Annotated in this window: 33 protein-coding genes; 3 read left to right on the forward strand and 30 right to left on the reverse strand. The window is 44.5% G+C overall.

The features are described from left to right. Positions 1-253: 253 nt before the first annotated feature. Complete coding sequence (locus MFP28_RS10450; protein WP_002896737.1) at positions 254-649, reverse strand: single-stranded DNA-binding protein; 396 nt, start codon at positions 647-649, stop codon at positions 254-256. Between the two features lie 128 nt (positions 650-777). Between MFP28_RS10450 and MFP28_RS10455 the strand changes: the two genes are divergently transcribed. After that, positions 778-1365, forward strand: coding sequence for a hypothetical protein (locus tag MFP28_RS10455; RefSeq protein ID WP_002907425.1), 588 nt, complete (start codon positions 778-780; stop codon positions 1363-1365). A gap of 497 nt (positions 1366-1862) precedes the next feature. On the opposite strand, the gene ytpR is transcribed toward MFP28_RS10455, so the two are convergent. From ytpR to MFP28_RS10470, 3 genes are read right to left on the reverse strand one after another with little or no spacing between them, the layout of a single operon-like run. Then, positions 1863-2489 (reverse strand): YtpR family tRNA-binding protein, encoded by a 627-nt coding sequence (ytpR, locus tag MFP28_RS10460; protein ID WP_002907426.1) that lies wholly within the window; start codon positions 2487-2489, stop codon positions 1863-1865. Next, on the reverse strand, positions 2486-2821 hold the full coding sequence (locus MFP28_RS10465) for a thioredoxin family protein (RefSeq protein ID WP_002907427.1): 336 nt from the start codon (positions 2819-2821) through the stop codon (positions 2486-2488). The genes ytpR and MFP28_RS10465 overlap by 4 nt, the downstream gene beginning before the upstream one ends. Beyond that, positions 2818-3105, reverse strand: a complete 288-nt coding sequence (locus MFP28_RS10470) for a DUF4651 domain-containing protein (RefSeq protein WP_002907428.1) — start codon at positions 3103-3105, stop codon at positions 2818-2820. The genes MFP28_RS10465 and MFP28_RS10470 overlap by 4 nt, the downstream gene beginning before the upstream one ends. Positions 3106-3275: 170 nt before the next feature. Here MFP28_RS10470 and pepA point away from each other — a divergent pair, with 170 nt between their 5' ends. Together pepA and MFP28_RS10480 are read left to right on the forward strand one after the other, a co-directional pair. Continuing rightward, on the forward strand, positions 3276-4340 hold the full coding sequence (gene pepA, locus MFP28_RS10475) for a glutamyl aminopeptidase (RefSeq protein ID WP_002907429.1): 1065 nt from the start codon (positions 3276-3278) through the stop codon (positions 4338-4340). A 118-nt stretch (positions 4341-4458) separates the two neighbouring features. Continuing rightward, positions 4459-5943, forward strand: coding sequence for a DUF1846 domain-containing protein (locus MFP28_RS10480; protein WP_002907430.1), 1485 nt, complete (start codon positions 4459-4461; stop codon positions 5941-5943). A gap of 54 nt (positions 5944-5997) precedes the next feature. Here MFP28_RS10480 and MFP28_RS10485 read toward each other — a convergent pair whose 3' ends face one another. From MFP28_RS10485 to MFP28_RS10610, 26 genes are all read right to left on the reverse strand, one after another. After that, complete coding sequence (locus MFP28_RS10485) at positions 5998-6432, reverse strand: hypothetical protein (RefSeq protein ID WP_002907431.1); 435 nt, start codon at positions 6430-6432, stop codon at positions 5998-6000. A gap of 9 nt (positions 6433-6441) precedes the next feature. Beyond that, positions 6442-6606, reverse strand: a complete 165-nt coding sequence (locus MFP28_RS10490) for a hypothetical protein (protein ID WP_002907432.1) — start codon at positions 6604-6606, stop codon at positions 6442-6444. Next, positions 6603-6806, reverse strand: coding sequence for a helix-turn-helix transcriptional regulator (locus tag MFP28_RS10495; RefSeq protein ID WP_002907433.1), 204 nt, complete (start codon positions 6804-6806; stop codon positions 6603-6605). The genes MFP28_RS10490 and MFP28_RS10495 overlap by 4 nt, the downstream gene beginning before the upstream one ends. Before the next feature lie 296 nt (positions 6807-7102). Then, the gene (locus MFP28_RS10500) at positions 7103-8140 is read right to left on the reverse strand and encodes a sensor histidine kinase (protein ID WP_002907434.1); all 1038 of its coding nucleotides are present in this window, start codon (positions 8138-8140) and stop codon (positions 7103-7105) included. Further along, complete coding sequence (locus MFP28_RS10505; protein WP_002907435.1) at positions 8107-8805, reverse strand: response regulator transcription factor; 699 nt, start codon at positions 8803-8805, stop codon at positions 8107-8109. The genes MFP28_RS10500 and MFP28_RS10505 overlap by 34 nt, the downstream gene beginning before the upstream one ends. Positions 8806-8817: 12 nt before the next feature. Further along, complete coding sequence (locus MFP28_RS10510) at positions 8818-9540, reverse strand: ABC transporter permease (protein WP_002907436.1); 723 nt, start codon at positions 9538-9540, stop codon at positions 8818-8820. Next, positions 9540-10328, reverse strand: coding sequence for a lantibiotic ABC transporter permease (locus MFP28_RS10515; RefSeq protein ID WP_002907437.1), 789 nt, complete (start codon positions 10326-10328; stop codon positions 9540-9542). Before MFP28_RS10515 ends, MFP28_RS10510 begins: the two co-directional genes overlap by 1 nt. A gap of 1 nt (position 10329) precedes the next feature. Then, the gene (locus tag MFP28_RS10520; protein WP_002907438.1) at positions 10330-11037 is read right to left on the reverse strand and encodes an ABC transporter ATP-binding protein; all 708 of its coding nucleotides are present in this window, start codon (positions 11035-11037) and stop codon (positions 10330-10332) included. 94 nt (positions 11038-11131) lie between these two features. Beyond that, entirely contained in the window at positions 11132-11944 is an 813-nt protein-coding gene (gene folK / locus MFP28_RS10525) for a 2-amino-4-hydroxy-6-hydroxymethyldihydropteridine diphosphokinase (RefSeq protein WP_002907439.1), read from the reverse strand. Between the two features lie 87 nt (positions 11945-12031). Beyond that, entirely contained in the window at positions 12032-12586 is a 555-nt protein-coding gene (folE, locus tag MFP28_RS10530; protein ID WP_002896758.1) for a GTP cyclohydrolase I FolE, read from the reverse strand. Next, entirely contained in the window at positions 12567-13961 is a 1395-nt protein-coding gene (locus tag MFP28_RS10535) for a bifunctional folylpolyglutamate synthase/dihydrofolate synthase (protein WP_002907440.1), read from the reverse strand. Before MFP28_RS10535 ends, folE begins: the two co-directional genes overlap by 20 nt. A 1-nt stretch (position 13962) precedes the next feature. Continuing rightward, entirely contained in the window at positions 13963-14916 is a 954-nt protein-coding gene (gene folP, locus MFP28_RS10540) for a dihydropteroate synthase (RefSeq protein WP_002907441.1), read from the reverse strand. A gap of 194 nt (positions 14917-15110) precedes the next feature. Next, positions 15111-15749: a CPBP family glutamic-type intramembrane protease gene (locus tag MFP28_RS10545; RefSeq protein WP_002907442.1), complete on the reverse strand. Its 639-nt coding sequence runs from the start codon at positions 15747-15749 to the stop codon at positions 15111-15113. A gap of 116 nt (positions 15750-15865) precedes the next feature. Beyond that, the gene (locus MFP28_RS10550; RefSeq protein WP_002907443.1) at positions 15866-16615 is read right to left on the reverse strand and encodes a CPBP family intramembrane glutamic endopeptidase; all 750 of its coding nucleotides are present in this window, start codon (positions 16613-16615) and stop codon (positions 15866-15868) included. Positions 16616-16758: 143 nt separating this feature from the next. Further along, a complete protein-coding gene (locus MFP28_RS10555; RefSeq protein ID WP_002901705.1) occupies positions 16759-17952 on the reverse strand; it encodes an acetate kinase in 1194 nt (397 codons plus the stop codon). A gap of 36 nt (positions 17953-17988) precedes the next feature. Beyond that, positions 17989-18954, reverse strand: coding sequence for a class I SAM-dependent methyltransferase (locus tag MFP28_RS10560; RefSeq protein ID WP_002907444.1), 966 nt, complete (start codon positions 18952-18954; stop codon positions 17989-17991). Positions 18955-19035: 81 nt separating this feature from the next. Continuing rightward, positions 19036-19428: a competence type IV pilus minor pilin ComGG gene (comGG, locus tag MFP28_RS10565; protein ID WP_002907445.1), complete on the reverse strand. Its 393-nt coding sequence runs from the start codon at positions 19426-19428 to the stop codon at positions 19036-19038. After that, entirely contained in the window at positions 19409-19846 is a 438-nt protein-coding gene (gene comGF, locus MFP28_RS10570; RefSeq protein ID WP_002907446.1) for a competence type IV pilus minor pilin ComGF, read from the reverse strand. Before comGF ends, comGG begins: the two co-directional genes overlap by 20 nt. After that, positions 19830-20123 (reverse strand): competence type IV pilus minor pilin ComGE, encoded by a 294-nt coding sequence (gene comGE, locus MFP28_RS10575; protein WP_002907447.1) that lies wholly within the window; start codon positions 20121-20123, stop codon positions 19830-19832. Before comGE ends, comGF begins: the two co-directional genes overlap by 17 nt. Then, positions 20089-20523 (reverse strand): competence type IV pilus minor pilin ComGD, encoded by a 435-nt coding sequence (gene comGD, locus MFP28_RS10580; protein ID WP_032916113.1) that lies wholly within the window; start codon positions 20521-20523, stop codon positions 20089-20091. Before comGD ends, comGE begins: the two co-directional genes overlap by 35 nt. Then, complete coding sequence (gene comGC / locus MFP28_RS10585) at positions 20483-20800, reverse strand: competence type IV pilus major pilin ComGC (protein WP_002896769.1); 318 nt, start codon at positions 20798-20800, stop codon at positions 20483-20485. Before comGC ends, comGD begins: the two co-directional genes overlap by 41 nt. Beyond that, on the reverse strand, positions 20800-21834 hold the full coding sequence (gene comGB, locus MFP28_RS10590; RefSeq protein WP_263281492.1) for a competence type IV pilus assembly protein ComGB: 1035 nt from the start codon (positions 21832-21834) through the stop codon (positions 20800-20802). Before comGB ends, comGC begins: the two co-directional genes overlap by 1 nt. Then, the gene (comGA, locus tag MFP28_RS10595) at positions 21764-22705 is read right to left on the reverse strand and encodes a competence type IV pilus ATPase ComGA (RefSeq protein ID WP_002907450.1); all 942 of its coding nucleotides are present in this window, start codon (positions 22703-22705) and stop codon (positions 21764-21766) included. The genes comGB and comGA overlap by 71 nt, the downstream gene beginning before the upstream one ends. Positions 22706-22834: 129 nt before the next feature. Beyond that, a complete protein-coding gene (locus MFP28_RS10600) occupies positions 22835-23215 on the reverse strand; it encodes a DUF1033 family protein (RefSeq protein ID WP_002907451.1) in 381 nt (126 codons plus the stop codon). Between the two features lie 138 nt (positions 23216-23353). Continuing rightward, entirely contained in the window at positions 23354-24415 is a 1062-nt protein-coding gene (locus MFP28_RS10605) for a zinc-dependent alcohol dehydrogenase family protein (RefSeq protein ID WP_002898647.1), read from the reverse strand. Positions 24416-24584: 169 nt separating this feature from the next. Continuing rightward, the gene (locus tag MFP28_RS10610) at positions 24585-25691 is read right to left on the reverse strand and encodes a glycosyl hydrolase family 8 (protein ID WP_002907453.1); all 1107 of its coding nucleotides are present in this window, start codon (positions 25689-25691) and stop codon (positions 24585-24587) included. Positions 25692-25696: the final 5 nt, after the last annotated feature.

Here is a 25696-nt window from a genome sequence, read left to right on the forward strand (position 1 = left end):
TTTATGAAACATATAGGATTATTATATTACAAAGCCACCAAAAAGCAAAATCTTTCCAGAAATAGCCATAATAAAAGAGGCGAGACAGAATCTAAAAAATTCATGATTTTTGATTCTTGCTCCCACCTCAGTAATCATAATTAAACTTTTATAAGCTTGAGAGAAATAGAATTCAGTCAAACAGATCTTGCATCCTGCAAAACTGAATGATGAATTTTTAGAGCTGGGTCATTTCCCAGTCTTTGCTTCTTGCTTAAAAGGGAAGTTCCTCTTCTTCCAACACCAAATCTGCCAAATCAGCTCCGCTATTATTTTCACGCAGAGCGCGCTGAGCCCGACTTTCTAGGAGCTGGAAGCTATGACAGAGCACCTCTGTCACATAATGAGTCGCCCCCTCCTTCTCATAGCGACGAGTCCGCAGCTCACCATCCAGAGAAATCAAGCTGCCCTTACTTGCATAGCTGGCTAAAGTCTCAGCTAGACGCCCCCAGACAACCACATTTACAAAATCCGCCTCACGCTCACCGCTCTGAGATTTATAACGGCGATTAACCGCGACCGTTGCGCGGGCCACAGATTTTTCATTCGCAGTCTTGTGCAGTTCAGGCGTAGCCGTCAGCCGACCGATTACAATTACTTTATTATACATTTTATATCCTCCTAACTTATCATTCGTAATAGGAGGCAAAAAGTGAAAAAAATGTGGTATAGTATAGATAAAAAGGAAAGTTGCAGCTTCTGCCCCTTTCCTACTAGACTTGTACAACGGAGGCTCCGATGACCATTAAACATTCGCCTGTGAAAAATCTTCTTTTTATCCTGATTTCTCTGTGGTTCGGAGGTTTTTCCGCCTGGGCTGCCGTAGACTACCTGACTAGCTCCAACCCCTACAAAGACACTAGTTTCTTTGTCCTTAGTCTGCTGGTTGCTGCTTTCTTCTTACTGCTCCTTATCTTTGCTATTCGCAGGCTAACCATTCATGCGACTATCCTCTCCTTTGACCACGAAAATGTAACCTACTATTATAGCGGACTCTTATCAGCTGCCACCTACTGCATTCCTATGCAGCAGATTAGTCATGCTCGCTACAGCCGAGACAGTGAAGAATCCGAGATTAGTCTTTGGATGGAGGACGGCTTCCATGACTTTGCAGCCTTTAACCATCCCCGTCATAAGATTTATGCCTATCCTGATAGCCAACTCATCGGTATTGTTTTCAAGAGAAAACGCCTCAAATTATTGGAAGACCACGGCCTAAACAGCCTTATCTACCAATACAAATACAGCACTCCGAGCCAGATTCCCACAGCCACTCCTCAATCATCAACCGACTCGCAAAGCAATAGCGACAGCGTCTTCTTTTGAGACAGTGTGGTGATTGGTAAGACAAATCACTTTAGATTACGGAGGATATCTAATGAACTATATAGTTTTTGTTTATTCCATTTTTTTATTATTTTCAACCTATTTCGCTTATAAAAAGAAAATGGGCAGTTCCAAAATCTCATTAATCATCAGTTCGTTTTTATTTTTCCTAACCCTTCTGAATTTATTTTTCTTCAATTTTTTACTGAAAACTTTAATATCCATTCTTTTAATTTTGACCTCAGTAAGTTTTTTCTATGACAGAAAAATGAGTAAGAAGCAGATTCATTATTCTCATCATTGTGTTAGATTGATTTTTCATCTGTTAATCATTTATTTTCTCTAGCATTAGCATGAGATAGATTTATAACGCTAAATTTATTACTATAAAAAAAGAGCGAAACGACTACACAAATCGATTCGCTCTATTTTATATTTCGATTGCTATAGGATACCTCGCCTATTTCTGAGCTTTTTATGATGTTGAATCCTTATTTTTATCCCTGCCAATGTTTGGCTGGGTCAAAGGCAGTTCCAACTAGTTCACTATCGGCTAATTCAATGATGCCGCGTTTTTGAGGCGCATTAGGCAGCTGAAGTTCCCGTGGGCTGCACATCATACCAAAACTCCTTTCGCCTCGAAGTTCTCCCGGAAAAATCAAATTCCCTTTAGGCATCATAGCACCTGGCAGAGCCACAATCGTTTTGAGGCCGACTTTGGCATTAGGAGCGCCAGCCACGATTTGAACGGTCTTATCAGCAGCTACCTGCACTTGGCAGATATTCAGGTGATCACTATCTGGATGAGCTACCATATCAACAATTTCTCCAACCACAAACTTCGGCTGGCTGTCATTAACCAAGTCCGCTGGGAAGCCTTCCTTGCTCAGCTCCTGATTGAGAATAGCCACTTGCTCATCTGTCAAAAAGACCTGTCCGCACTCTGCAATTTCAAAAAGGTCTGACTGCTCAAAAATATTCCAACCAACAGTCTGGCCATTATCTTCGCGGTAAACACGCGCTACCCGTCCCTTGCGCTCAGCTGCCAGTTTAGCTCCTTGATTGTCCGCAGCAATAATCATCAGCACGTCGCCGACATGTTCTTTATTATAGGTAAAAATCATTTTACGCTCCCTTTTTCTCTCATACTCGCTAAAAATTCATTGATTTGGCCCTTGGTCTTGCGGTCACGATTGACCAGACGGCCAATCTCCTGTCCCTTTTCCAGCACTACTAAACTGGGAATCCCGTATACGTCCCACTCTTTGGCCAGATCCAGATAGGCATCACGGTCCACTTGGATAAAGCGATAGTCAGGATTTTCCGCTTCTATCTCTGGCAGAAAAGGTTTGATAAATCGGCAATCTCCGCACCAGTCAGCCGTGAAAAAGAAGACAGTCTTCTCCCCATCATTTACATAAGAAGCCAATTCCTCTAAATTCACAGGAAAAATCATGCTTCTTCCTCGTAGCTTAGCTGACCATTTTCATAGACAAAGGCAAAATGACGGTCGTCCTCTAGGACCAGACCACCAACCAAGCGTTCATCTGTGGACTCGTAGAGCTTGACATAAAGGCAGGAAATAGTACCCTGACTGGAAAAGAAATCTCGCACAAGCTCGACGATTTCCTCCCGATTACGCAGTCGTTTCTGCTCCTGTACGACTTTGGCTGCTCCAAAAGCCAGCGCTCCAGCCCCCAAAAGGGCGGTTGTGGTTAAAATGATTTTTTTAGCTTTCATGTAGAATATTTTAACACAAAAGAGCAGAGGCGACAAACAATATTCCAGATTTTCCTGAGAGAAGCTGGATTCCTAAGCGGGCAGTCCTCTTGATTCATACAAGCTATAAGATTTCCCTACTCATTTACCGTAAAAAGTGATAAAATAGGGGGCAGAAAGAAGGTAAGTTTATGACAACATTATTTTCAAAAATCAAGGAAGTAACCGAGCTTTCTGCTATTTCAGGTCACGAGGCGCCTGTTCGCAGCTACCTGCGGGAAAAAATCACTCCCCATGTCGATGAGGTCGTCACCGACGGTCTGGGCGGTATCTTTGGGGTACGCCATGCAGAAGCTGAAAATGCTCCCCGTGTATTGGTAGCGGCCCACATGGACGAGGTTGGCTTCATGGTCAGCGAGATCAAAACTGACGGGACCTTCCGCGTAGTGGAAATCGGCGGCTGGAACCCGCTGGTCGTGAGCAGTCAACGCTTCAAACTCTTTACCCGTGAAGATCGGGAAATCCCTCTTATCTCAGGCTCTGTCCCTCCTCATCTGACGCGCGGATCTGGCGGACCAGTTATGCCACAGATTGCAGATATTGTCTTTGACGGCGGCTTTGCGGATAAGGCGGAAGCTGAAAGCTACGGCATCCGTCCAGGAGACACGATTGTGCCAGACAGCTCTGCCATTCTCACAGCTAACGGGAAAAATATCATCTCCAAAGCCTGGGACAATCGCTACGGTGTCCTTATGGTCAGCGAATTGACTCAAGCCTTGTCTGGTCAACCACTAGGCAACCAACTCTATGTCGGCGCCAATGTTCAAGAAGAGGTGGGCCTGCGTGGTGCCCATGCTTCAACAACAAAATTTGCCCCTGAGGTCTTTCTGGCTGTGGACTGCTCCCCAGCAGGCGACATCTATGGCGGTCAAGGTGCCATCGGCGACGGAACCTTGATTCGCTTCTTCGACCCTGGTCATCTCATGCTGCCAGCTATGAAAGACTTCCTCTTGACAACTGCTGAGGAAGCTGGCATCAAGTATCAATACTACTGCGGCAAGGGCGGAACGGATGCTGGTGCTGCCCATCTCCAAAGCGGCGGCGTACCATCTACTACCATTGGTGTCTGCGCCCGCTACATCCATTCTCACCAAACTCTCTATGCCATGGACGATTTCCTGCAAGCCCAAGCTTTCCTGCAAGCTTTGGTCAAAAAGCTGGATCGCTCAACAGTGGACACGATTACCAACTATTAATTGAAAAGGCAGCCCGTTCTTCATTCGGGCTGCTATCTCTTTTGTCTGATACTTCCCCTTTCAACTTTCCAATTTGAAGAAAATTTTGTTATAATGCTTAGCAGAGGTGAAAATATACATGAAAAAAATTGCTTTTGATTCTGACAAATACTTAAACCTGCAGCGCGACCATATCTTGGAGCGCATTAATCAATTTGAGGGCAAACTTTACATGGAATTCGGCGGTAAAATGCTGGAAGACTTCCATGCTGCCCGCGTCCTGCCAGGCTATGAGCCGGATAATAAAATCAGACTTCTCAAAGAGCTCAAGGACCAAGTAGAGATTGTCATTGCTATCAATGCTAACAACATTGAGCACTCCAAGGCGCGTGGTGATTTGGGCATTTCCTATGATCAGGAAGTGCTGCGACTAATCGATACCTTTAACGAGCTGGATATTTATGTAGGCTCAGTGGTCATCACCCAGTATTCCGGTCAGCCGGCGGCGGACCTCTTCCGCAGCCAGCTGGAAAAGAATGGCATCGCCTCCTACATCCACTACCCGATCAAGGGCTACCCGACCGACATGGACCATATCATCTCGCCTGAAGGTATGGGAAAAAACGACTACATCAAAACCAGCCGTAATCTAGTCGTAGTAACCGCACCTGGTCCTGGTTCTGGTAAATTGGCTACTTGCCTATCCAATATGTACCACGACCAAATCAATGGCATCAAATCAGGCTACGCCAAGTTTGAAACCTTCCCCGTTTGGAATCTGCCCCTGCACCATCCGGTCAATTTAGCTTATGAGGCAGCGACGGCAGACCTCGACGATGTCAACATGATTGATCCTTTCCACCTGCAAACCTACGGCAAGACTACAGTCAACTACAATCGTGATATTGAAATTTTCCCAGTCCTCAAACGTATGCTGGAGCGCATCCTTGGAAAATCACCTTATGCTTCTCCAACAGACATGGGCGTCAACATGGTCGGCTTTGCCATTGTAGACAACGATGCGGCTATCGAGGCATCCCAACAGGAAATCATCCGTCGCTACTACCAGACGATTCTGGACTTCAAGGCAGAGCGCGTTTCTGAATCTGCTGTCAAGAAAATCGAACTCTTGATGAACGACCTGGGCATCACACCGCTGGACCGTAAGGTAACAGTTGTAGCACGCGATAAGGCTGAAACCACTGGTGAGCCAGCTCTGGCCTTGGAATTGCCAAATGGTGAAATCGTAACCGGTAAAACCTCTGAACTCTTTGGCCCTACGGCTGCTGTATTGATCAATGCCATTAAGAAATTAGCCAATATTGCCAAAGAGACCAAGCTGATCGAGCCTGAGTATGTCAAGCCAATCCAAGGTCTGAAAATCAATCATCTGGGAAGCCGTAATCCTCGCCTCCACTCAAACGAAATCTTGATGGCTCTGGCAATCACAGCTATGGAAAATCAAGATGCGGCAAATGCTATGCAACAACTCGGCAATCTCAAGGGCAGCGAGGCCCACTCCACTGTCACTCTGACTGATGAAGACAAAAACGTCCTGCGTAAGCTAGGTATCCATGTAACCATGGACCCCGTTTACCAGTATGATCGACTTTATAGAAAATAAAAACAAGCTCTGTTAAAAGCTTGTTGAGGAAGCTGGCTCTGCCAGCTTTTTTTATTAATAACGCTTGGACAGGAGAAAGCGCAAGAGATAGTAAAGTCCCAAAACCAGGATAATGGTCAAGGTCAGAAACTGATTGAGACTTAAGATGATTGGGAAAACCATAGACAAAACGCTCAAGCACGCTGCCAGCAGCAAAAGAATATTAAAAAGCAGAGTGCGGGTCTTTTCATCAATCATGCGATTGCGCTCATCAGTCACCTGAATGTAGAGCTTCTCAAAATTTTCCTCCCGTCTTAGGGCCAGATTATACCGAATGGTCATCAAAGCAAGCCCCAGCAGGATGCCGACCATGACTCCTTCCTGCTGATCATCCAGAGAATGAAAGTGACTCCAGGCCAGTCCTACCAAGATGATAAAGGTCAAGATACGCCCCACGATAACTTTCCTTTGAAGTTTTTTCCGAAATGTTTGTTTAGTTAATGTTTCCATGTCAGCCTCCTATTTTTCATACACTTGAAAAATTTTCAAAATCACCACAATTAATATAACTCCCACAAAAGGCAGGATTTCCTTAGGGATAAAATTGGCTTGCAAATGGAGATAAAACAAGCCAACCACCACCAAAATAGCCAATATCCATTTACACAAATAAGTCCATTTCATGATTTATCCTCCTCAAAGAGAAACACTTCTTCAATCCTTAAATTGAAAAAGGATGCAATTTTATGAGCCAAAAGCAGCGAGGCATTGTAGCGGCCCTTTTCTAAAGAAATAATCGTTTGTCTCGTAACCTCTAGCTTCTCAGCCAGTTCCTCCTGGCTGAGCTTTTTTCTTTTTCGCAATTCTTGAATTCGATTTTCCAAGGCTGCCTCCTTTTTATGATGTAAAACGACTTTTACTTTTTAAACATAGTATAGTCCCCTTTACATCTTTTGTCAAGAAGAAAGCGGTAAAAAAGAGGCTGGTACAAAAGTCCTAGCCTCTCAATTGTCTTTGGATTGTCGAGCAAGACGCAGTGGTTGAGTGGGCTCTACTACGCTGATTCCATCAGCTTTTACAGCCCTACTCAACTGTGCGGAGGTGGGACGACGAAATCGAATTCTAACGAATTACCGATTTCTGTCCCACTCTCTTTTATCATCTTGATTGATTTCCTTTGTTATTTGCTTTCCAAGGCTACAGTAAACTCGACACAGGCTCCTCCTTGGTCTGGATTGAGCAGGGTCAGACGACCACCGTGCAGGAGAGCTACCTGCTTAGAAAAGGCTAAGCCGATACCATGATGGGGATTAGCTGAATTGCGGCTTTGGTCACTCTGATAAAAGAGCTGTTCCGCTCCCAGCAGCATCTCCTCTGAAAATACAGGACCGTTGTTCCAGATAGCAAAAACCAACTGGTCCTGCTGCACTGATACCGTCAGCTTGACTTCCTTTTGATTCTGGTCTGCATGTTCAAGCGCATTCAGTAAAATATTGAGCAAAGCTCGCTTGAGATAGTCCAAATGAATTGACAAAATCAGACTAAGATCACAATCTTCTTGGAGGTAGAAACGATAGTTTTCCTGTTTGCTGAACAGTGCCCAGTCGTCCTGTAAATCAGCCAAAAAGTCCTCCAAGGAAAGCTGACTGAACTGATTAGAATCAATCTGAAAAGTCTTAGCGTAATCAATCAAAGAGCCACAATACTCTTCCATCTTGTGACTGGCCTGCAAAATCTCAGCAGCATAGTCTGCCTGTGGCTGGCCCAACTGCGCCAATTCCAAGAGCTCAGCATTCCCTTTAATCACAGTTAGGGGCGTCTTCAAATCGTGCGATGTCGCTGATAGCTGTAAAATCAACTCCTGATTATGCTGCTGCTCTTTTTCTAGAAGACGAGCATTTTCTTGATGGCTGCTCCGTAAATCGCTATAGACTTCTAGCATTTCCTCAATCCGAAAAAGCTGGCTTTGATTTTCTTCTAAAAGCTTCTCGCTCGTTAGCATTTTTATTTCCCTGTCGATTTTTCGGAGCAATTTCAAAATATGATAAAAAGTAATCAGCAGCAAGCTTCCTGCCCAAAAGAACAAGGTAAAAAGAACGTGATTACTTCCTTGCGTAAATTCATAGCCTATAAGCACAAAAATCAAAACATGAAAAAAGACGATTTTCAAACTGGTTGTCCAGACTAGGCTTTTGAAATTTCGGGTTCTAATTGCCATCTATAGCCTACTCCTCTCACTGTTGCGATTGCTTGCAACCCTTCTTGTTTGCATTTTTGACGAATCTGATATACGTATTCTGAGATGGAGCGAAGCTGTGTTTCTGAGCTTTCTGGGTAAAGCAAGGTATGCAGGCGTTCAGCTGAAAAGGTCTGCTTGGGATTGCTAGCTAGTAAATGTAGCAACTTAAACTCTCGCTCTGAAAATTTCAAGACTTTACCAAAACAGGCAACTTCATAGCGCTCTGGATAAAATTGACAAGAAGCAATTTCAGAATATCGCTCCTCACGTCTTTCCTCCCGCCGAAGATGAGCTCTGACACGCGCCAGCAATTCTTTGGTCCCAAAAGGTTTGACAATATAGTCATCTGCTCCACGAAAGAGCCCTTCCACCTTGTCCGCCTCCAATTCCTTAGCCGTCAAAAAGATGATTGGACACGAAAAATGAGGACGAATATAGGAACACAGCTCAAAACCATTAACAGGCTCCATCATCACATCCAGTAGAATCAAGTCATATCCGACAAAATTCGTCAGCTCTAGCTCTTCTATCCGATCAAGCGTCGTCACATCATAAGCGTCGAGCTCTAGGACATTTTTCACTAGCTTCAAAATGCTCCGGTCGTCATCAACCACCAAAATACGATACTGTCTCATAATTTCCATTATAGCATACCTCTAGCGAACATCTCGTTTCAAGGTTAAGAATATAGCAGAGCTCCAAACCAAAGCTAACCATAACAGCTGTATTCCCAGCCCTGATATATCTATTGAATGCTGAAGCCCTTCATACTCAAAAAGATTTAGGGTAGCCAGATCGGGCAGGTATTTTGCTTCCTTGATGAAAGTTGCCAACAAACGACTGAGACCAATCAAGAGAGGAAAGAGCACCGACACCGGCACAACCCAAGATTGAAAGAGCAAAGCGAGGCCGGCAGTTAAAAAAGCCAGAAAAAGATTGCTGAGAAGACCAAAAAAGCTGTAATAAAGGAATTTCCCCAGTAAGGACCAGCTAAAGTCTAGGTCAAATCGAGCCAGCATAACAAAGAAACAGCTACTTATAATGACACTATAGAGAACCAAGAGCAGCAAGAACAGAAAAAGGAATTTCCCAGCCAACCAAGCCCTTCTATTTGATACGGTTAGAAAATTCGTTCGCATCCCAGACTTGACAAACTCCTGAGCAAAATAGAGGGAAGTAAAGATGACGATAACAGGCTGCGCCAGATAGAGGGCATGCAAAACCTCGCTCAGAGCCTTCGTCTGGCCAACTGCTGTTTGACTGTAGTCAAGATTCATCAGAAAAAATGGAACGATTACCAGAGCCACCAAGGCTGCACCAAGAGCGAGATAGTAAGAACGGAACTTAATCCATTCGCTTCTAAGCAGAGCTTTTATCATCAGTATCGCCCTCCTAAATCCGTCTTCAAAAAGCGCAGAGAGGCCATGCCGCCGATGACTAGCAACCATGCACCAAGTATCAACAGCCCTCGCAAGGGATTGTTGGCATATTGGGAAGTTGGCGTTGCAGCAAACAACTCTCCTGCTGGCTGTGGCAAATAAGCCCCCCAACTCGTGTGAGCAGCTAGGTAGTTTCCTAAATTATAGATTTGGGGTACGAGAAAAAGCAGAGGAACTAGCATGGTCCGAGCCAATAAACCTAACAAAAATGAAAGGATTCCTAATAAGGTTAGAGATAAGATTTTCCACAAAATCAAACTCCAAGCTGCTTGATTGAGCAGAATTGGATTAAGCCCTTCCTTTCCTAAAGCTAGGTGCATGACCATATAACTAAAGTAAATCGATAAAAAGCTACTGGCAAGAGAAAACCAAGCAAAGGTCATGAGTTTCCCCACAAGCAACTTCAGGCGGTTATTACAGGTCAAGAGACTGGTTCTCAAGCTATGAGACTGAAATTCCATAGCTCCCAAAATTCCAGCTAAGATGACCAAAACCATGCCTGCCATAGAAGCCCCATTGAGGCCTAGATATTCCAGCGGATCAATGGCTTCTGCCAGGCCGGGAACCGTCTCAGGTGTGGCATCCAAGCCGACAGATAAATACTGCCGACCCTCCAGCCAAGATACGATAGGCACCAATAGCAGCATGAAGGCCATACTCACTTTGAAAGCCTTGGTTGAGCAAATTTTCAACCATTCTGAATGCAATAAGGACATCGTTTCTTTCATCTTAAACCTCCTCTGTCAAATCAAAGAAGAGATCTTCTAGACTGTCTGAATCTTGCAGCACCTCTTCCAATCGTCCCTGCTCAATAATTCGCCCATGATGAATCAAGACTACATCATCTGTCACCATTTGCACCTCTGATAGGATATGAGAAGATAGAAGTACCGTTTTCCCTAAATCAGCCTGCTGACGGATGAACTTTCTAAACCACTTAATCCCACTTGGATCCAGGCCATTAGTCGGCTCATCTAATATAAGAAACTGAGGATCACCCAGCAAAGCTGCTGCCAAACCCAAGCGTTGACCTTCCCCCAGAGACAGGCTTGACAAAAGGTCCTTCCTCTTATGAGCAATTCCAGTCATCTCCAAAACCTCATCGATTCGAGACTTGGAAATAGCATTACTCGCCGCAATAATCCTCAAGTGGTCATAGACCTTTCGATTTGGCAGACCGCCAATGCCATCAAAGGCTGCACCTACCGTTCTGAGCGGATAAGTCATCGACTGATAAGTTTGCCCATCAAAAGTCGCAGTCCCAGACGTTGCCCGATCTAATCCCAAGAGAATCCTCAAGGTCGAACTTTTACCAGCACCATTCGGGCCTAGAAAAGCTGTAATCCGACCGCTTCTAGCTGTAAAAGAAATATCTTCTAAAATCTGCTTGCTGCCATGCTTTTTGCAGACTCCTTCTATTTTCACTATATGTTCCATACTGAACTCCTTTTGATTTTTCTTCAGTATATAGGGGCAAGTTCAGAGAAAGTTCAGACAATGAAAAAACTTGCCTTACGACAAGTTTCTTTTCTCATTTTTCAACCGCATCCCAGAGCTGGCGGATGCTTTTTTTCTTCACGGGATCGACAAAGTGTGGGGCGATTTCCACCAGAGATTGCAAGACAAAAGCCCGCTCAGCCACATAAGGATGAGGAACAATCAAGCCCGGACTGTATATCTCCTCCTGCCCTATGTAAAGGATATCCAGATCAATCACACGAGGTCCCCATTTGATATCCCGCACGCGCCCTATATCCGCTTCGATAGCCAAGAGGGTCTGCATTAACTCCTCAGGATTGAGCCAAGTCTCAACTTCAACAACTTGATTGAGAAACGGATCCTGCTCAATGCCACCCCAAGGCTCTGTCTCGATACGGCTTGATGCCTGCAAAATTCTTATATTTTGCTCTGCCATTTTTTCCAGAGCTGCATCCAGATTGGCAGCTGGGCTGCCTTGATTGCTGCCCAGAGCAATAAAGGCTTTCCGCTTTTGACGCACTAACTTAACTGAGCAGGTCTCTAAAGGCAGCGGAACTGGTGCCCAAGGCTTCTTGACCTCCAAGCTGACCTTTTGCACCAAAGGATGAGTCAGAAAAATCCGATTAATCAGCTTATAAGCCAGCGTCTCAATCAAGTCTTCCTTGCTTTCCTGACACCAGTGGGTCAAATCCTGAGCCAATTCTCCATAGTGGATAGAAGCTGTCAGGTCGCCTGTTTTAGCAGCCCGAGTCATATCATAGTCCAAAATCAGATCCAGCACAAAACGCTGGCCCAATTCCTTTTCCGCTCCAAACAGACCGTGATAAGCATACACTTCCAAATCCTTAATGCGCAGCTGATCCATTCTCTTATCCTTTCTGATTCAAGTTTCTGCATTTTATCCTTGATAAAACTATCTAGCCTTTCCCGACACGCTCTACTACTGATAAGATCAATGCCCCATCAGTTTGTAAGCTTCATTTTTTAGATCCTTGTCCGTCGCTAAAACGCCACGCGCTGCTGTAGTAACCGTTGCAGTGCCAGGCTTTCTGACTCCGCGCATATTCATACACATATGCTCAGCTTCCACCCAGACCAGGGCCCCTTGAGCACCCAGATAGTCCATCAAGGCCTCAGCAATCTCTACGGTCAATCGCTCTTGAATCTGCGGTTTCTTGGCATAGACCTCTACTGTTCGGGCCAGCTTGGACAGGCCTGCTACCCGACCATTAGGCACATAGGCGATATGAACTTTTCCGTAAAATGGCAGGAAGTGATGCTCACACATGGAATGAAAGAAAATATCCTTCTCCACTACCATATTATTGTCAATGATTTCAAAAGACTTGGCCAGATGCTCCTCAGCAGTCTCGCCCAGCCCAGCAAAGATTTCTTGGTACATTTTAGCAATGCGCTGTGGCGTCTCCTGCAAACCTTCGCGGCTTCCGTCTTCTCCAACCGCCTCAATAATCTGGGCAACAGCTGCTTCAATTTTCTTCGTGTCCATATATGCTCCTATGTTCATTTTTATTTTTTGATAATTGACTTGACTGAGAAGGACGCTCAGCAAAGTCTAACTTGCGGTTCTCAAGGATTGATTTTCTAACCTGAGCTAGAAAATAAAGAGAACCCGTAATCAGCAAAAGCTCATCTGACTCATGCTCTACTGCTAAATAATCTGCTACATAATCCGGCCATTCTTTGTAAGACAGGCTTTGCTGCTCAGCCAAGGCTCGCATGCTCTCTTTAGAAAAACTCCGCGGATCAGCAAAGGCTGTCAAGCTTATAGCTGCTTTGGGAATCTTTTGCAGCAGCTCCACCATATCATCCAAGGCCTTGGTTTGGATACAAGCAAATAAAATGTGCTTCTTATAAGTCGGATAATGCTGGTCCATTGTCGCTGCTAACGACCGCAGGGCATGGGGATTATGGGCTCCATCTAGAAGAATAAGCGGCTGAACCGATATCCTTTCCAAACGACCAGGCCATACAGCAGCAAGCAAGGCCCTCTCAACCTCTGCTTTTGTCAATAAGGGCAGCGACTGTAGCTGACAGTATAGGTCACACAAGTGCAGAGCTAGTCCAGCATTATCTGCCTGATGCAGTCCCATCAGAGCTGTTTGATACGAGTCTTTGGCCCGATAGGCATTCGAAAAGGAAAAGCACTCCCCCTTCTCTGACTCTTGATGTTCCACTTGATAGTCTTGAGACCAAGAAAAGAGCGGAGCATCTTTTTCAGCAGCCTTCTGCTCGACTACTGCCTGAGCCTCTGGCTCCAACCTACCGGTCACAATGGGAACTCCATGCTTGATAATGCCAGCTTTCTGCTGGGCAATAGCCTCTAGACTGTCACCTAGCAAGGCCACATGATCCAGACCGACTGTTGTGATTGCAGTCAGCAAGGGCTGGCAGATATTGGTACTGTCCAAAAGCCCACCCATGCCGACCTCGATAATAGCCACATCAACCTGCTGCTGGGCAAAATAATCATAAGCTAAAGCAGTCACAATCTCAAACTCAGTCACCCCCTGCAAGCTAGAGTCTGTCGCATGCTGGGCCAAAAGCTCTTGGTAAAGAGAAAGCAATCGCTGAAGATCTTGGTCGGAAATCGCATTGCCATTAATGGCAATCTGCTCATTGTAGCTGACTAGGTAGGGAGAGGTGAAAGTGCCAACACGCAGGGCTCGCACCTCCAAAAGTTGGCGCAGATGGGCAATGGTCGAGCCCTTGCCATTAGTCCCTGCAATATGAATGACTGGCAGCCGCAAATGCGGTTTCCCCCGCAACTCTAGCAAACGCTCCATCCGCTCCAAGCCAAAATTGGGACTGGCTGTCCGATAAGCATCCAGCCAACTTAAATCAGGTAATTCTTGTTTTTTCATCTTACTTATACTGACCTAGATTAAGATCTTCTGTCTGCTGCGCTAGACGAATCGCATCGCCAACAGCAGCAGCCATCCGGTGCTTAGCCACCTCGTGCACTCTGACAACTTCAACACCTCTGCTAGCCGCAAGGCTAGTCAGATGGGCTGAAGCTGTATCACGGTTTTCAAAGCCTTCCCGAGTCTCAGGATTGACCTCAAAGCCGTTTTCTTCTAAGATACGAACGAGAAACCGCTTACGAGAAACTCCAAGAAAAATAGGAAAACCAGCCTGATGGAGACTATCCAGCTCCTGCAAAATAAGAAGATTCTCCCGCTTGGTCAAACCGAAACCAATCCCTGGATCCAGCATGATATTATCATGCGAAAGGCCGGCATGTTCGGCCACCTTCAAAGATTTCTCAAAACACTTCCACATCAGTTCTGCAATCGGCAGCTCTGTAAAAAGAGATAACTCTTCCTTTGTGAAAGCTGAACCAAAGCCAAATTCTGGGAAAATTTTTGAGCTGGCATGTTGAGGACGAGCCATCACTGGATTAAACATGACAATGACTGGCGCGCCATATTTCGCAGCAGTCTCTGCCATCTTTTCATCACCCAAAAGACCGGTAATATCGTTGATAATATCTGCACCCGCAGCCAAAGCTGCTGCAGCCACTTCCGACTTCCAAGTGTCCACAGAAATCACAATATCACTTTCCCGACGAATAGCTACAATGACCGGCACCACCCGATCTATCTCTTCTTGAATAGCCACAAAATGACTGCCTGGCCGAGTAGACTCACCACCAATATCCAGCATGTGAGCTCCCTCAGCAATCAGCTTTCTAGCCTGAGCCAATGCCGTCTCAACCGTATTGTAGCGCCCACCATCTGAAAAGGAATCCGGCGTCGCATTGATAATGCCACAGAGGCCCGTTCGGCCATCTGGAGCAATTGCTTTTAGATTCACCATTTGACTTTCATCTCATTTCTATCGACTGCCCTGCTCTTCAACAAAAAAGGCACACTCATCTAGTGTACCGCAAAGCTCTCAGCAGATGCAGCATCCAGTCCTATGAACTGCACTCGACTTCACAAGAAGACCTTATCTAGTCCCTTGTTTCATTTACCATTTTACCATAATTCTTCTATTTGACAAAACACTTTCTAAAAGCAAAAGGGTAAAAGGCTGAGAATAATCATATTTCGGAGAATATGGGCCAGCATAGACAGCTCCAAACGCTGAAAATAAGGCCTGAGGAGATGGGCAAAGACTAATCCCAAAAGCAGATAGGACAGAAAACACAGAGTTTCCTGAGGATTTTTCGCAAGGGAAAAGCAGAGCAAACCTAGTGCAATCCCCCAGCTCTTCCGATAGCGAAGAGAGGAGTCACTGTCAATAAATTTCGGTGCTGCAGGGGATAAAACGGCGATGTCAATCCCCAGAAGCAAAAGAGAAGATGACAGAAAACTCTCCGTCAGCATCTGCTCCACCGCCTGTCCTGACTGCGCCTCCTTGCCACACAGCAGAAGAACCCCCGCAGCATTGACCAAAATCATCAAAAAATACAAGAAAAGCAAGTGTCGATAGTTGCTTGACTGACGCAGAGAACCTTTGATTTCCTGAAGTTCTCTGGCAAAATAAAAGGCGCAACAAAAAAGCAATCCCAGCAAGCCAACCATAAAAAGCAGATTAGCCTGACTAAAGACCAAGCGATGAGGCATTGGATGAAGCATGAGCAGCAGTCCCGTCTGAGTCAACATAGCCAGTAGTAACAATTGAATGATTTTTTCTAATTTCAGCATATTCTCTCCATTCTTCTCTTATCATTATAGAAGAAGTAAGAGCAAGCTGGGAGAAATCCCCTCAAATGTCCTAATTTGTGCCTCAAATGACAAAAAAGCAGATATTCTCTGCTTGCCTACTTGTTCACCAAACCTGTCAGTATCATAATGAGTACTGCAACTCCATTTCTCAGCATGTGTGCCAAAATAGACATTTCCAAACGCTTAAATATGTAAGCAACCGCGGCTAAAACAGCACCCATACCTGCATATATAACAAAACTGCCGATGTTGGTCGGACCATGAAAAAGACCGAAAAGAATAACTCCTACAACCAATCCCCAAACATAATGCTTGGTAAAAATCTTCTGAGGAATCAAGCCACGAAAGACCACCTCTTCCAAAATAGGAGCCTGAATCACGGCACCTACCACTAATAAAATCTTGGGTACATGCTGAAATAACGCATTCAAGGCATCCTGATTAGCAGTAGAAATGGCCTGACCTTCCAGTAGCATGATAATTGCTCCCAGCATGTTGACGCCAATCATGACAACATTAGAAACAGCTAACCAGCCAAACGAAGACCATTTAAAAAAGCTCAAGTCAAGGCTCAGCAGTTCTTCTTGCTTAGCCATTCTCAGAACAAAAAAGACAATCAAAAGATATACAACCAGCACAAAGATAGTCTGTCCAGCTGAAAAACTCTTCTCAGAAGATGTCATTTGCCGGATAAATATAAATGGTATCTGGCTGAGAAATAAGACAAACAAAGTCAGTAGAATGTACTCTAATTTTTTTAGAATTGCTTTCATGTCTTCCTCCTTTTCCTTCCTAGTATAGCTCAATTTTCTCTTTTTGTATAGACAATTCTTAACTGCAAGCATTTTGTATATCACTTATTGAAAACTAGTGCTGATAGTGACTATGAGATAGAATCGCTCAATGTTTTCAAGGCCAGCAACCAAGAAAATCCGTTCTTAAAACATACAAAAAGCCCAGTCAAACTGAGCTTTTGAATTTTCTTAATTTATTGATTTTTGAAACGTTCGACGTCACGCGCAATGACCAATTCTTCATCAGTCGGGATAACCAAGACTTTGACCTTGGCATCAGGACTGGAAATCACGCCTTCTGCACCACGCACATTCTTTTCTGGATCTACGTTACAGCCAAACCAAGAAATACCATTAATAACCAGTTCACGAATGGTCACAGAATTTTCACCGATTCCTGCAGTAAAGATGATAGCATCAGCTCCATTCAAAACAGCAAGATACTGACCAATGTATTTTTGAATCCGATCGACAAAAATGTCATTAGCCAATTGAGCCTTGGCATCACCTGCCCGCATCGCCTCATGAATATCACGCATATCACTAGACTTCTCAGAAACTCCTAGCAGGCCTGATTCACGATTCAAAACACGGCTAATATCTTCTGGAGTATTAAAGTCATCTGTGTATTGCATCAGGTAAGGAATGATGGCTGGATCAATATCCCCAGTCCGCGTTCCCATCATGACGCCGCCAAGTGGTGTGAATCCCATAGAGGTATCTACAGAAACGCCCTTGTCAACTGCTGTGATGGAAGCTCCATTACCGATATGGCAGGTGATAAGCTTGAGTTCTTCAATTGGACGTCCCAAAACTTTAGCAGCTTCCTTGGCTACATACTCATGGCTGGTACCGTGAGCTCCGTACTTGCGGACCTTGTTTTCAGTGTAATATTTAGTCGGAATCGGATAGCGATAAGCTTTTTCCGGCATAGTTGTATGGAAAGAGGTGTCAAAGACTACCACGCTGGTAATGTCTGGCAGAATTTCTCTAAAAGCACGGATGCCTGCAGCATTGGCTGGATTATGCAATGGAGCCAGAAGAGACAACTCCTCTACCTTTTGAATCACTTCTTCATCAACGAGGGCTGAATCCTTAAAGTGTTCACCGCCAGCCACAACACGATGGCCCACACCGGTAATTTCATCATAAGATTCGATGATATTAAAGCGTTTCAAATCATCCAGCAAAATTTTTACGGCCTGCGTGTGATCTGCAATATCAAGAACCTGCTTTTCTGAACGACCATCAAATTTCACTGTTGAAATAGAATCCTTGAGACCAATCCGTTCCAGCAAGCCCTTAGCCAAGACCTTTTCTTCCGGCATCAAGTAGAGTTGCCATTTTAAGCTTGAGCTTCCTGCATTAATAGAAATTGTTTTCGACATTTCTTCACCTCTTTAAGCGTTTTCAAAATTATTATATCAAAATTTTGTTTGAATTTCACTATCTTTGTACCAGTTTTGAAAACTTTGACGGAATTTAAACATTTCATCATGATCCTGCAAATCCCGCAGAGGATAGATAAAAGGCTGAATATTATTCGCTTCTTGTTTCCTCAAGACAAAAAGAGTTTTGGCATGCTTGCTGCTTGAGAAAATAGACTCTGGCAAGGTTATCATCGCGATAAACTGAGCTTTGGCTAGGAGCCATTTTTTCAGTAGGGGAGCTTGAGCACTGGTCAAGAGGTCATTCGGCGCCAGAAATATAGCATAGCCTCCCGGTTTCAGATATTTAAGCGACTGTTCCATTAGAAGATGATGGGCATAAGTGTGCTCATCCGGACTAGCCACTTCATAGCGGGAGGCGATACTGTCGTCTGGATAATAACCGACCGGTAAATCACTGATAATGATATCACTCTCTTTCAGAACCTGAGGGCGAACCGCATCACCCTGAGCAAAGTGAGCCTTAGAGTTCATAACCTCTGCAATGCTGGCAGAAAGGTCAATTAATAAATCATCTAGCTCCAGACCTAAGTAGTCAATCTTCTTTTGGGTATGATTGAGAACAGTCTCCGCCAGATTTCCAGTCCCACTGCCGATTTCTAATACATCAGCTTCCTCTCCGTGAGCCAGCTGATCCAATAAGAAAGTAATCAGAAAACCAATTGTGTCAGGTGTGAATTGATGATTGACCTGCATGGGCTCCGTCTGGGCAGCCTTCATTAGGATAAACTGATAGGCTCTCCGCCACTCTTCCTTGGTCAAATGCAGAGCGCGGATTTTTTCATCATTGGTCAAAACCTCTTGTAAGTCCGTATCTCCATCTAGGTAAATGCCATTCTGCTCAATCAGAGCATCGTAAAAATTGGTCGCCAGAGCGTTTTGGATATTCTGGACGTTTTCGAGAATCAGAGTATAAGCTTGTTCTATCTTTTCAAAATTCATGGAATCCTCCGTTCATCCTATCATACCAAAAATAAGGCCCCATTCCAAGATATATAAAATTACAAAGATTTTACAGTTATATTAGCCCGACTTACCAGCTTCGTCCGAAATTGCTTTCTCTTTTTTGTCAGTTGGTTTCTTGTCTTCCTTAGCTTTCTCCTCCTCCTTCTTAGAAATGGTAAAAGTAAAGGAATAGGAATGCCCGCTGCTGAGCTGACTGCCGATTTCCAGTTCCTTCCCTTTCTTACGGTAGACCGCCTTGCCCTGCTCAAACTCCATCTCACCACTATCATCCTTGGCTGTAGCTTTTGTCAGAACTGCCATTGCATAGGCTTCTGTCCTTTCCCTGTTGAAAAGCTGCAAACGCTGACTGCTGACTTGACGGTTGAGATAAAACTGCAGGAGCAGGCTAAAGACTGCGGCCATCAGCAGCGCATACAGTAAAATACCTGCCTCAACTTTCTTCTTCCACACGATAGACGAACTCCCTCTCTAAGCCTTTTTCAAAGCGAAAATGAAGATAGACAAGCTTACCTTCCTGACGCACATCAGCTGCTTCCAAACCATAAATCATCGGCTGGTAGCCGCGACCGCTCTTATCTGTTTTACGGAAATCATCGCCCTTAGATTTACCCAAGGCCAGGTCCCTGCCATCTTGTCTGATGTAGATTTTATTGTCTTCTACCTTGTCAAATTGACTTCGCGAAAGCTCCGTCTCCAGTTGGTCGGCAAACAAAAGCCACTCTTGTTGTTGATTGTTCTCCTGCTGATGCAGTTCTGAAGATAAGAGCTGGGTCATAGCCTGAAAGACTAACACCCCGCCACTGAGAACCAGCAAGGCTACTAAAGCCTCCAAGAGAGTAAAGGCTTTGACTTTAAGGTTTTTGGACACGGATAACCACCTCCCCTTCGTGATAGACCAGCAGCTGCTTATCTGTCTTAAGCTGACGCACAGTAATTCCGTTGATATGAAGCTCTTCTTGTCCTGTCTGCAGAGCCATGCGAGCTATCCGGAGCACCTCTTCCTGCTGCAGAAGGACCTGATGCTCCTTACGAGACCGGCTAATCTGTCCCAAAAGCAGACTGGCAATAGCCGCAAAAACTGCCATGGCCACCAGAGCTTCCAGCAGAATGCTAGCTTGAAGCTGTCGTCTTTTTAAACTTTCCATTACCCATATAAAGCTGGTAAACAACTGTCCTGTCCTCCGTCTGAAAAGTAATTTTACTGAGCGATGAATTTCCCCCAGCCCGGTCAAACTGAATGACCTGCTGCTCATGTTCCTGCAAAGTTTGTGGAAAGTCCAGCTCTTGATAGCCATTGGAAATCTGCCGTCCTGAAATCTTGAGAGAAAGCTTCTCATGCCCAGCTAAGCTCAGCCTCTGCGTCTCCTGGTAGAGCCTCTCAAACTCTAAAAAGAAGAGTTGCTCTTGAACCTGATTGAAGCCAGCCCTCACCGAGCCAGATAAGCCTAGTAGTAGAAAACTAACGACAAAAAGAACGAGGAGACTTTCCAGCAGTGTAAAAGCCTTAATTGGCAACCGCTTGAGTTTCGCCACTGTGTTTTCCATAGTAAGCCTTATATGAATCTGCCTGTTTCTGGCTGATATTTCCTGCACTGACTAGCTTGCTTAGGCTAGCCTTTTCATTGGTATTCTTCAGTTCATACAGCTCCGCCTGGCTTTCTACCACCTTGACCACCGCTGCAGTTCCTGTATCTGAAACAGCATCTTTTTGCTTGGTCAGATTAGGCACAAAGAGCAGCAAGAGTACGCTGATAACCAGCAAGACAATCAGCATTTCCACAAGGGTGAATGCTTGAACTTTTAAGGTATTAAGTTTTTTCATTACAAATGAACCTCCATATTCTGATAAATGGGCAAGAGCATTGCCGCATAAAGTAAAACAATCACTAAGGCAACAAAAATAAATACGAGGGGCTGAATGAAATTCATGGCCCGGTTGATACGTAGGAAAAATTCCTCCCAAGTCTTTTCAGCATAGACTTCCAGCTCACTGCCTAGCTTGGACTTAACCTCACCATACTCGATCATCAGGGACAATTCTTTCTTAAAGAAAGGGTAGCTTGCTACCTTGTCCGCATAGCCTTGACCAGCTTGCAAAGCGGCAGCCATGTCTGCTCCGATTTCCTGAAAGAGCTGGGAAGGCTGCTCCTGCATAATCGCAAAAATCTGACTCAACTCCAAGCCCTGACCAATCATATTCCCCCATTCACGAGCATAATAAGCTGTCAAGTAGGCCTGTACCAAACGTCCAATAAAAGGCAGAGCTGCTAGTTTGCTGAAAAAACGAATCTTGGATGACTTTCGATAGTAAAAGAGAGCCACTGAAACCAAGACAGCTAAAGCAAGGCTGCTCCACAAAAAGATCTGAGGCAGGTGATTAATCAGCCGAGTAGCTAGATTCTGGCTGTCCAATTGAGGCAGAAGATAGTTGCGCAATCCCAGCATGATAAGAACCAAAAAGCCCAGCAGCATGAGAGGATAAGTCCCTACCTCTATCAATTTTTTCTTAACCTTGGACAGATTTTCCAGATAGGCCTCAATTTTTCCCAGACTTAGAGTCAAATTGCCATGCAGCTCAGATAAGGACAGCTGGGTTACAACACTGTCGGAAAATCCCAGTCGACTGACAATCTCTGAAAAGGACTGACCAGCTGACAATCCTGCTCGCATTTCAGTGACATATACCTCCTCCAGCAAGGCACTTCGCCTCAAAAAGTCTACAATCTCTGCTAGGTGAAAACCGCTGCTAAAGAGATTATGAAAGAGCTCAATAATCTTTTTCTGCTTAGGCGTAGATAATTTTTTCGGTCTGCCTTTGCTCAGCACTGATATGTCCTTCTGCAAAAAGCTGATCAATCTGCTGATTCCAGACTGCGGCTTCGTGCTCTTGATAGTTTTGACTGACAAAATCAACGACACCTCCTCCCCCAATTAAACGCTGGTAACAAACACCTTGCAGCACCATTCTTAGCTCATCCTCACTAACGCCCAATTCCAAAAGCCGCTCATAGACACCGCGAACACTCTTGGCATGAATCGTTGAAAAGACCGTAGCTCCAGTCAAACTTGCCCGAACCACTGCTCTAGCTGTCTCTCGATCACGGATTTCCCCGATAATCAAGAGATCCGGCCGATGTCGCAGAGACAGCTTAATTAGACTGTCATAAGTCATGCCAATGGTTTCGTTCAGCTGCAGCTGCAGCATAGCCTCTTGCTTAATCTCAACCGGATCTTCAATCGACATAACCTGCTGACCAGAAAATTTGAGCTGAGCCAAATGGTACATTAAGGTCGTCTTGCCGCTGCCGACCGGACCCGAGAAAAGATAGAGACCGCGAGCCTGAATTTTCTTTCGCAGCTCCGGCAATTGCTCAAACCAAAAGCGCAGCTCCCTGTCTTCGTCATGAAGGAGTCGGATAACCAGACTTTCAAAACCACGGTAATCCCCAACTGTCGACAGCCGGATTGAAACCTTGGCTTCCTCGCAGTCATAATCGCAAGACCCCAGCTGACTGCGGCGCTTCTCTCCAACATTCATACCTGCGACAAACTTAAAGTGGCTGATAACAGCTGACAGAAGCTCGAAATCATAAGTTTTTATAAAGCGACGTTCATCACCGATTCTCATATAAAGCTCATAGCAAGTAGTCTTAGGAATGAGGTAAATATCCTGCGCCCCCTCTTGCCGAGCCTGCCTAATCATTTCTTTTGCAATTTCTTGAACCATACATCCTCCTCACCTTACTATTCGCAAAAAATCCAGAAAAAGAAAAAACAGCAGAAGAAACTTAACTTCTAACAAGTTAGGTCTCTTCTGCTGCTCTATTATCAGATTTGCAAAATATATTCTTTCGATTTAAAGAGGCTTAGCGGATTTTAGTTTGACTGAGCAAGCTCGGTGCTTTTCAAGGCCGTTCTGCTTAGTATAGCCTGGCCGATACTTGCTCTTAGGAATCTTGCACTCATTCTCCAGCAAAAACAGCGAATGATACTGCTGAACATTCTCATCGCACTCCTCGCACCAGCGCTGATCCTCCGGATCCCAAAAAATTGTCATTAAATCACTGCGGCTCTTATACAAAGGTGACTGGTCTGCCATTTGCAGCCAGCGGTTTTTATAATACTTAAGGGCTTCATAATAATCATCGAACTGCTTTTTTGCAACGATATCCTCTTCCCAGCCATCCAGGAACCACCACGGTTCATAGTCCCCGTACATCTCAATTACACAATACATACTCGTCCTCTCTTTGTACCGTATATTATATATGAATTCTTTGACGAACAAAACTATTTTGCTCAAAATCAGAAAACAATATAAAAACCCCTTTTAACCAAAGATTAAAAGGGATAGGTAAAAGACAACTTAAGAATTTTATTGGACTGGAGAGAGGTCATTTTCTATAATAACCTTAATGGCATGATGGTTCGCAGCTTGGCCGAAAACCTTGAAAGCTTCTTCAATTTCACTCAACTTAAAGTAATGAGTCACTAGCTTTTCTGGCTCAATCTTATGACTTTCCAGAGCCTTTAGCAGCTGTGGAGTAGTATTGGTAGATACCAGCCCGGTCGTCACATTGATATTTCGAATCCAGAGCCGATCTAACTCAAACTCTACAGGTTTGCCATGAACTCCACAGTTAGCAATGGTTCCATCAACGGCAATGACTTTCTGACAAAGATCAAAACTGTCTGGAATCCCTACTGCTTCAATGGCTACATCAACTCCACGTCCATCTGTCAAGTCAAAGATAGCCTGCACAGCTTTTTCAGCATTCGCTGAATTTACCTTATCTGTTGCCCCAAAGGCCATGGCCGTATCTAAACGATTCTCATCGATGTCAACCATGATAATCTTTGACGGAGAATAAAACTGAGCTGTCAGCAGAGATGCGAGACCGATTGGTCCAGAGCCAACGATAGCTACTGTACATCCAGGCTCTACTTTACCTTTTAAAACTCCTATTTCATAAGCTGTTGGCAGGATGTCTGACAGCATGACTAAGGCTTCATCTGATAAATCAGATGGTGTGTGATAGAGAGTATTATCCGCATGGGGCACACGCAGATACTCAGCTTGAGTTCCGTCAATCAAATGCCCGAAAATCCATCCACCTTCATCTTCACAATGGGCGTAGATACCTTTCTTGCAATAGTAGCACTTGCCACAGGCACAAACACAGGAAATCAGAACCTTATCGCCCTTCTTGAAATTGGTTACACTGTCACCAACTTCTTCAACAATACCGATGCCTTCATGTCCCAGAATAGTACCGCTCTTGCAGGCAGGTACGTCTCCTTTAATAATATGAAGATCAGTCCCGCAGATAGTGGTCTTTACCATACGGACAATAGCGTCTGTTGGCTTACGTACGACAGGTTTATCAACATCTATAAACTGGGCAAATCCCGGTTTAACATAAGTATAGGCTTTCATAGGATATCCTTTTTATTGTTATGTTATGATGAATGTTTTCCATTTTATTTTAACAGTTTGTGAAAAAAATCTCAAGGTTTTTCTCCAAAAAAGTGGGACAAAAACCGTTTTGTCCCACCCTATTGTCTGCATGATCTTAAGCAAAATTTTCATCTTGCTTGTTTCTGCATTATAAAGTTTCTAAAGCAATCATCGTTGTCACAGCTGCGTCATAGTAATTATCTGACGGCAAACCTTGCATGAAGAGATATTTATTCTGCTGCACCAATTTGCGGAATTCCATATTGTTATTAGCCGCATAGAATACTGGAGCAGTAAAGCTGCCAGCCTGATTACTATTGAGAGCCTTCCCTTTCAGAGTGTAGCCCGCATAGATCTTTTCTTGACTGAGGAAGAAGTTTAACATCTTCTTCAGCATTTTTTGACTTTTTTCATCCTTGCTTTGAGCCAGGTTGTAAGGGAGGCGGCAAGCATTATACGAATAATAACCATCATTTGCAGACTCTACCGTATCAGGCTCAGCAGCCCGAACTTTGTCACCGTCAACCCAGATAAAGTCTGGTATCAAACCAGTCTTGTTATCAGCGCTGATTGCTTCAAGTTTGCTGAGCATGTTATCCCGGATTGTCAGCCACTGCTTATCCTTTGTCAACTCATAGAAAGCTTGGAACTGCTGCGGCAATGTATCAGAAGTCCGCATGAGATTATAAAATTTCGATTCTGCATTCGCCCAGTTCCCAACCGTCAAAACGCCGTTGCTTTCATTATAGTTATATGCCAAGACATCTTTCAGAATAGCCTGAGCCTGATCTTGGTATTCTTTAGCCTTGTCCGGCCACTGCTTAGCAGCCTGAATCAAAGCATAAGCAATGTAGAGATCGCCGTCTGTAGCATTGTTTTCGTCTTCATGGTTGCTCTTACCATCCTTAATCGTCTGTTTCCAAGACATGAGCTGGGTATCTTTCAGACGATGAGCTAGATAATATTGGTAGAGCTTTTCAAAATCAGCCGAACTGGCATCGCCTTGCTTAGCTGCATCCACAGCAATCACCATGCCATAACCCTGTGCCTCAGACAGCACAACATCTTCAGTCTTACTGTTTGTCGTCCTGATATAAGACAATTTGTCCTTGGTTACGACATATTCTTTAGACCATTGGCTGTATATCTTCTTTTTGATATTAGGAGTACTGCCCATGCGGGTGTACAACAGGATAGCAGCCAAAACAGCCAGAATTGTCACAAACCAAATAAATCTTAATCTTGTTCTTTTCACACTTT

The sequence above is a fragment of the Streptococcus sanguinis genome (assembly GCF_050234405.1).
GTDB lineage: Bacteria > Bacillota > Bacilli > Lactobacillales > Streptococcaceae > Streptococcus > Streptococcus sanguinis_W.

Coding starts and splice junctions, on each gene's coding strand:
- MFP28_RS10450 (WP_002896737.1), bottom strand. CDS start 649: ATGTATAATAAAGTAATTGTAATCGGTCGGCTGACGGCTACGCCTGAA.
- MFP28_RS10455 (WP_002907425.1), top strand. CDS start 778: ATGACCATTAAACATTCGCCTGTGAAAAATCTTCTTTTTATCCTGATT.
- ytpR (WP_002907426.1), bottom strand. CDS start 2,489: ATGATTTTTACCTATAATAAAGAACATGTCGGCGACGTGCTGATGATT.
- MFP28_RS10465 (WP_002907427.1), bottom strand. CDS start 2,821: ATGATTTTTCCTGTGAATTTAGAGGAATTGGCTTCTTATGTAAATGAT.
- MFP28_RS10470 (WP_002907428.1), bottom strand. CDS start 3,105: ATGAAAGCTAAAAAAATCATTTTAACCACAACCGCCCTTTTGGGGGCT.
- pepA (WP_002907429.1), top strand. CDS start 3,276: ATGACAACATTATTTTCAAAAATCAAGGAAGTAACCGAGCTTTCTGCT.
- MFP28_RS10480 (WP_002907430.1), top strand. CDS start 4,459: ATGAAAAAAATTGCTTTTGATTCTGACAAATACTTAAACCTGCAGCGC.
- MFP28_RS10485 (WP_002907431.1), bottom strand. CDS start 6,432: ATGGAAACATTAACTAAACAAACATTTCGGAAAAAACTTCAAAGGAAA.
- MFP28_RS10490 (WP_002907432.1), bottom strand. CDS start 6,606: ATGAAATGGACTTATTTGTGTAAATGGATATTGGCTATTTTGGTGGTG.
- MFP28_RS10500 (WP_002907434.1), bottom strand. CDS start 8,140: ATGGCAATTAGAACCCGAAATTTCAAAAGCCTAGTCTGGACAACCAGT.
- MFP28_RS10505 (WP_002907435.1), bottom strand. CDS start 8,805: ATGGAAATTATGAGACAGTATCGTATTTTGGTGGTTGATGACGACCGG.
- MFP28_RS10510 (WP_002907436.1), bottom strand. CDS start 9,540: ATGATAAAAGCTCTGCTTAGAAGCGAATGGATTAAGTTCCGTTCTTAC.
- MFP28_RS10515 (WP_002907437.1), bottom strand. CDS start 10,328: ATGAAAGAAACGATGTCCTTATTGCATTCAGAATGGTTGAAAATTTGC.
- MFP28_RS10520 (WP_002907438.1), bottom strand. CDS start 11,037: ATGGAACATATAGTGAAAATAGAAGGAGTCTGCAAAAAGCATGGCAGC.
- folK (WP_002907439.1), bottom strand. CDS start 11,944: ATGGATCAGCTGCGCATTAAGGATTTGGAAGTGTATGCTTATCACGGT.
- folE (WP_002896758.1), bottom strand. CDS start 12,586: ATGGACACGAAGAAAATTGAAGCAGCTGTTGCCCAGATTATTGAGGCG.
- MFP28_RS10535 (WP_002907440.1), bottom strand. CDS start 13,961: ATGAAAAAACAAGAATTACCTGATTTAAGTTGGCTGGATGCTTATCGG.
- folP (WP_002907441.1), bottom strand. CDS start 14,916: ATGGTGAATCTAAAAGCAATTGCTCCAGATGGCCGAACGGGCCTCTGT.
- MFP28_RS10545 (WP_002907442.1), bottom strand. CDS start 15,749: ATGCTGAAATTAGAAAAAATCATTCAATTGTTACTACTGGCTATGTTG.
- MFP28_RS10550 (WP_002907443.1), bottom strand. CDS start 16,615: ATGCTTGCAGTTAAGAATTGTCTATACAAAAAGAGAAAATTGAGCTAT.
- MFP28_RS10555 (WP_002901705.1), bottom strand. CDS start 17,952: ATGTCGAAAACAATTTCTATTAATGCAGGAAGCTCAAGCTTAAAATGG.
- MFP28_RS10560 (WP_002907444.1), bottom strand. CDS start 18,954: ATGAATTTTGAAAAGATAGAACAAGCTTATACTCTGATTCTCGAAAAC.
- comGE (WP_002907447.1), bottom strand. CDS start 20,123: ATGGAAAGTTTAAAAAGACGACAGCTTCAAGCTAGCATTCTGCTGGAA.
- comGD (WP_032916113.1), bottom strand. CDS start 20,523: ATGGAAAACACAGTGGCGAAACTCAAGCGGTTGCCAATTAAGGCTTTT.
- comGC (WP_002896769.1), bottom strand. CDS start 20,800: ATGAAAAAACTTAATACCTTAAAAGTTCAAGCATTCACCCTTGTGGAA.
- comGA (WP_002907450.1), bottom strand. CDS start 22,705: ATGGTTCAAGAAATTGCAAAAGAAATGATTAGGCAGGCTCGGCAAGAG.
- MFP28_RS10600 (WP_002907451.1), bottom strand. CDS start 23,215: ATGTATTGTGTAATTGAGATGTACGGGGACTATGAACCGTGGTGGTTC.
- MFP28_RS10605 (WP_002898647.1), bottom strand. CDS start 24,415: ATGAAAGCCTATACTTATGTTAAACCGGGATTTGCCCAGTTTATAGAT.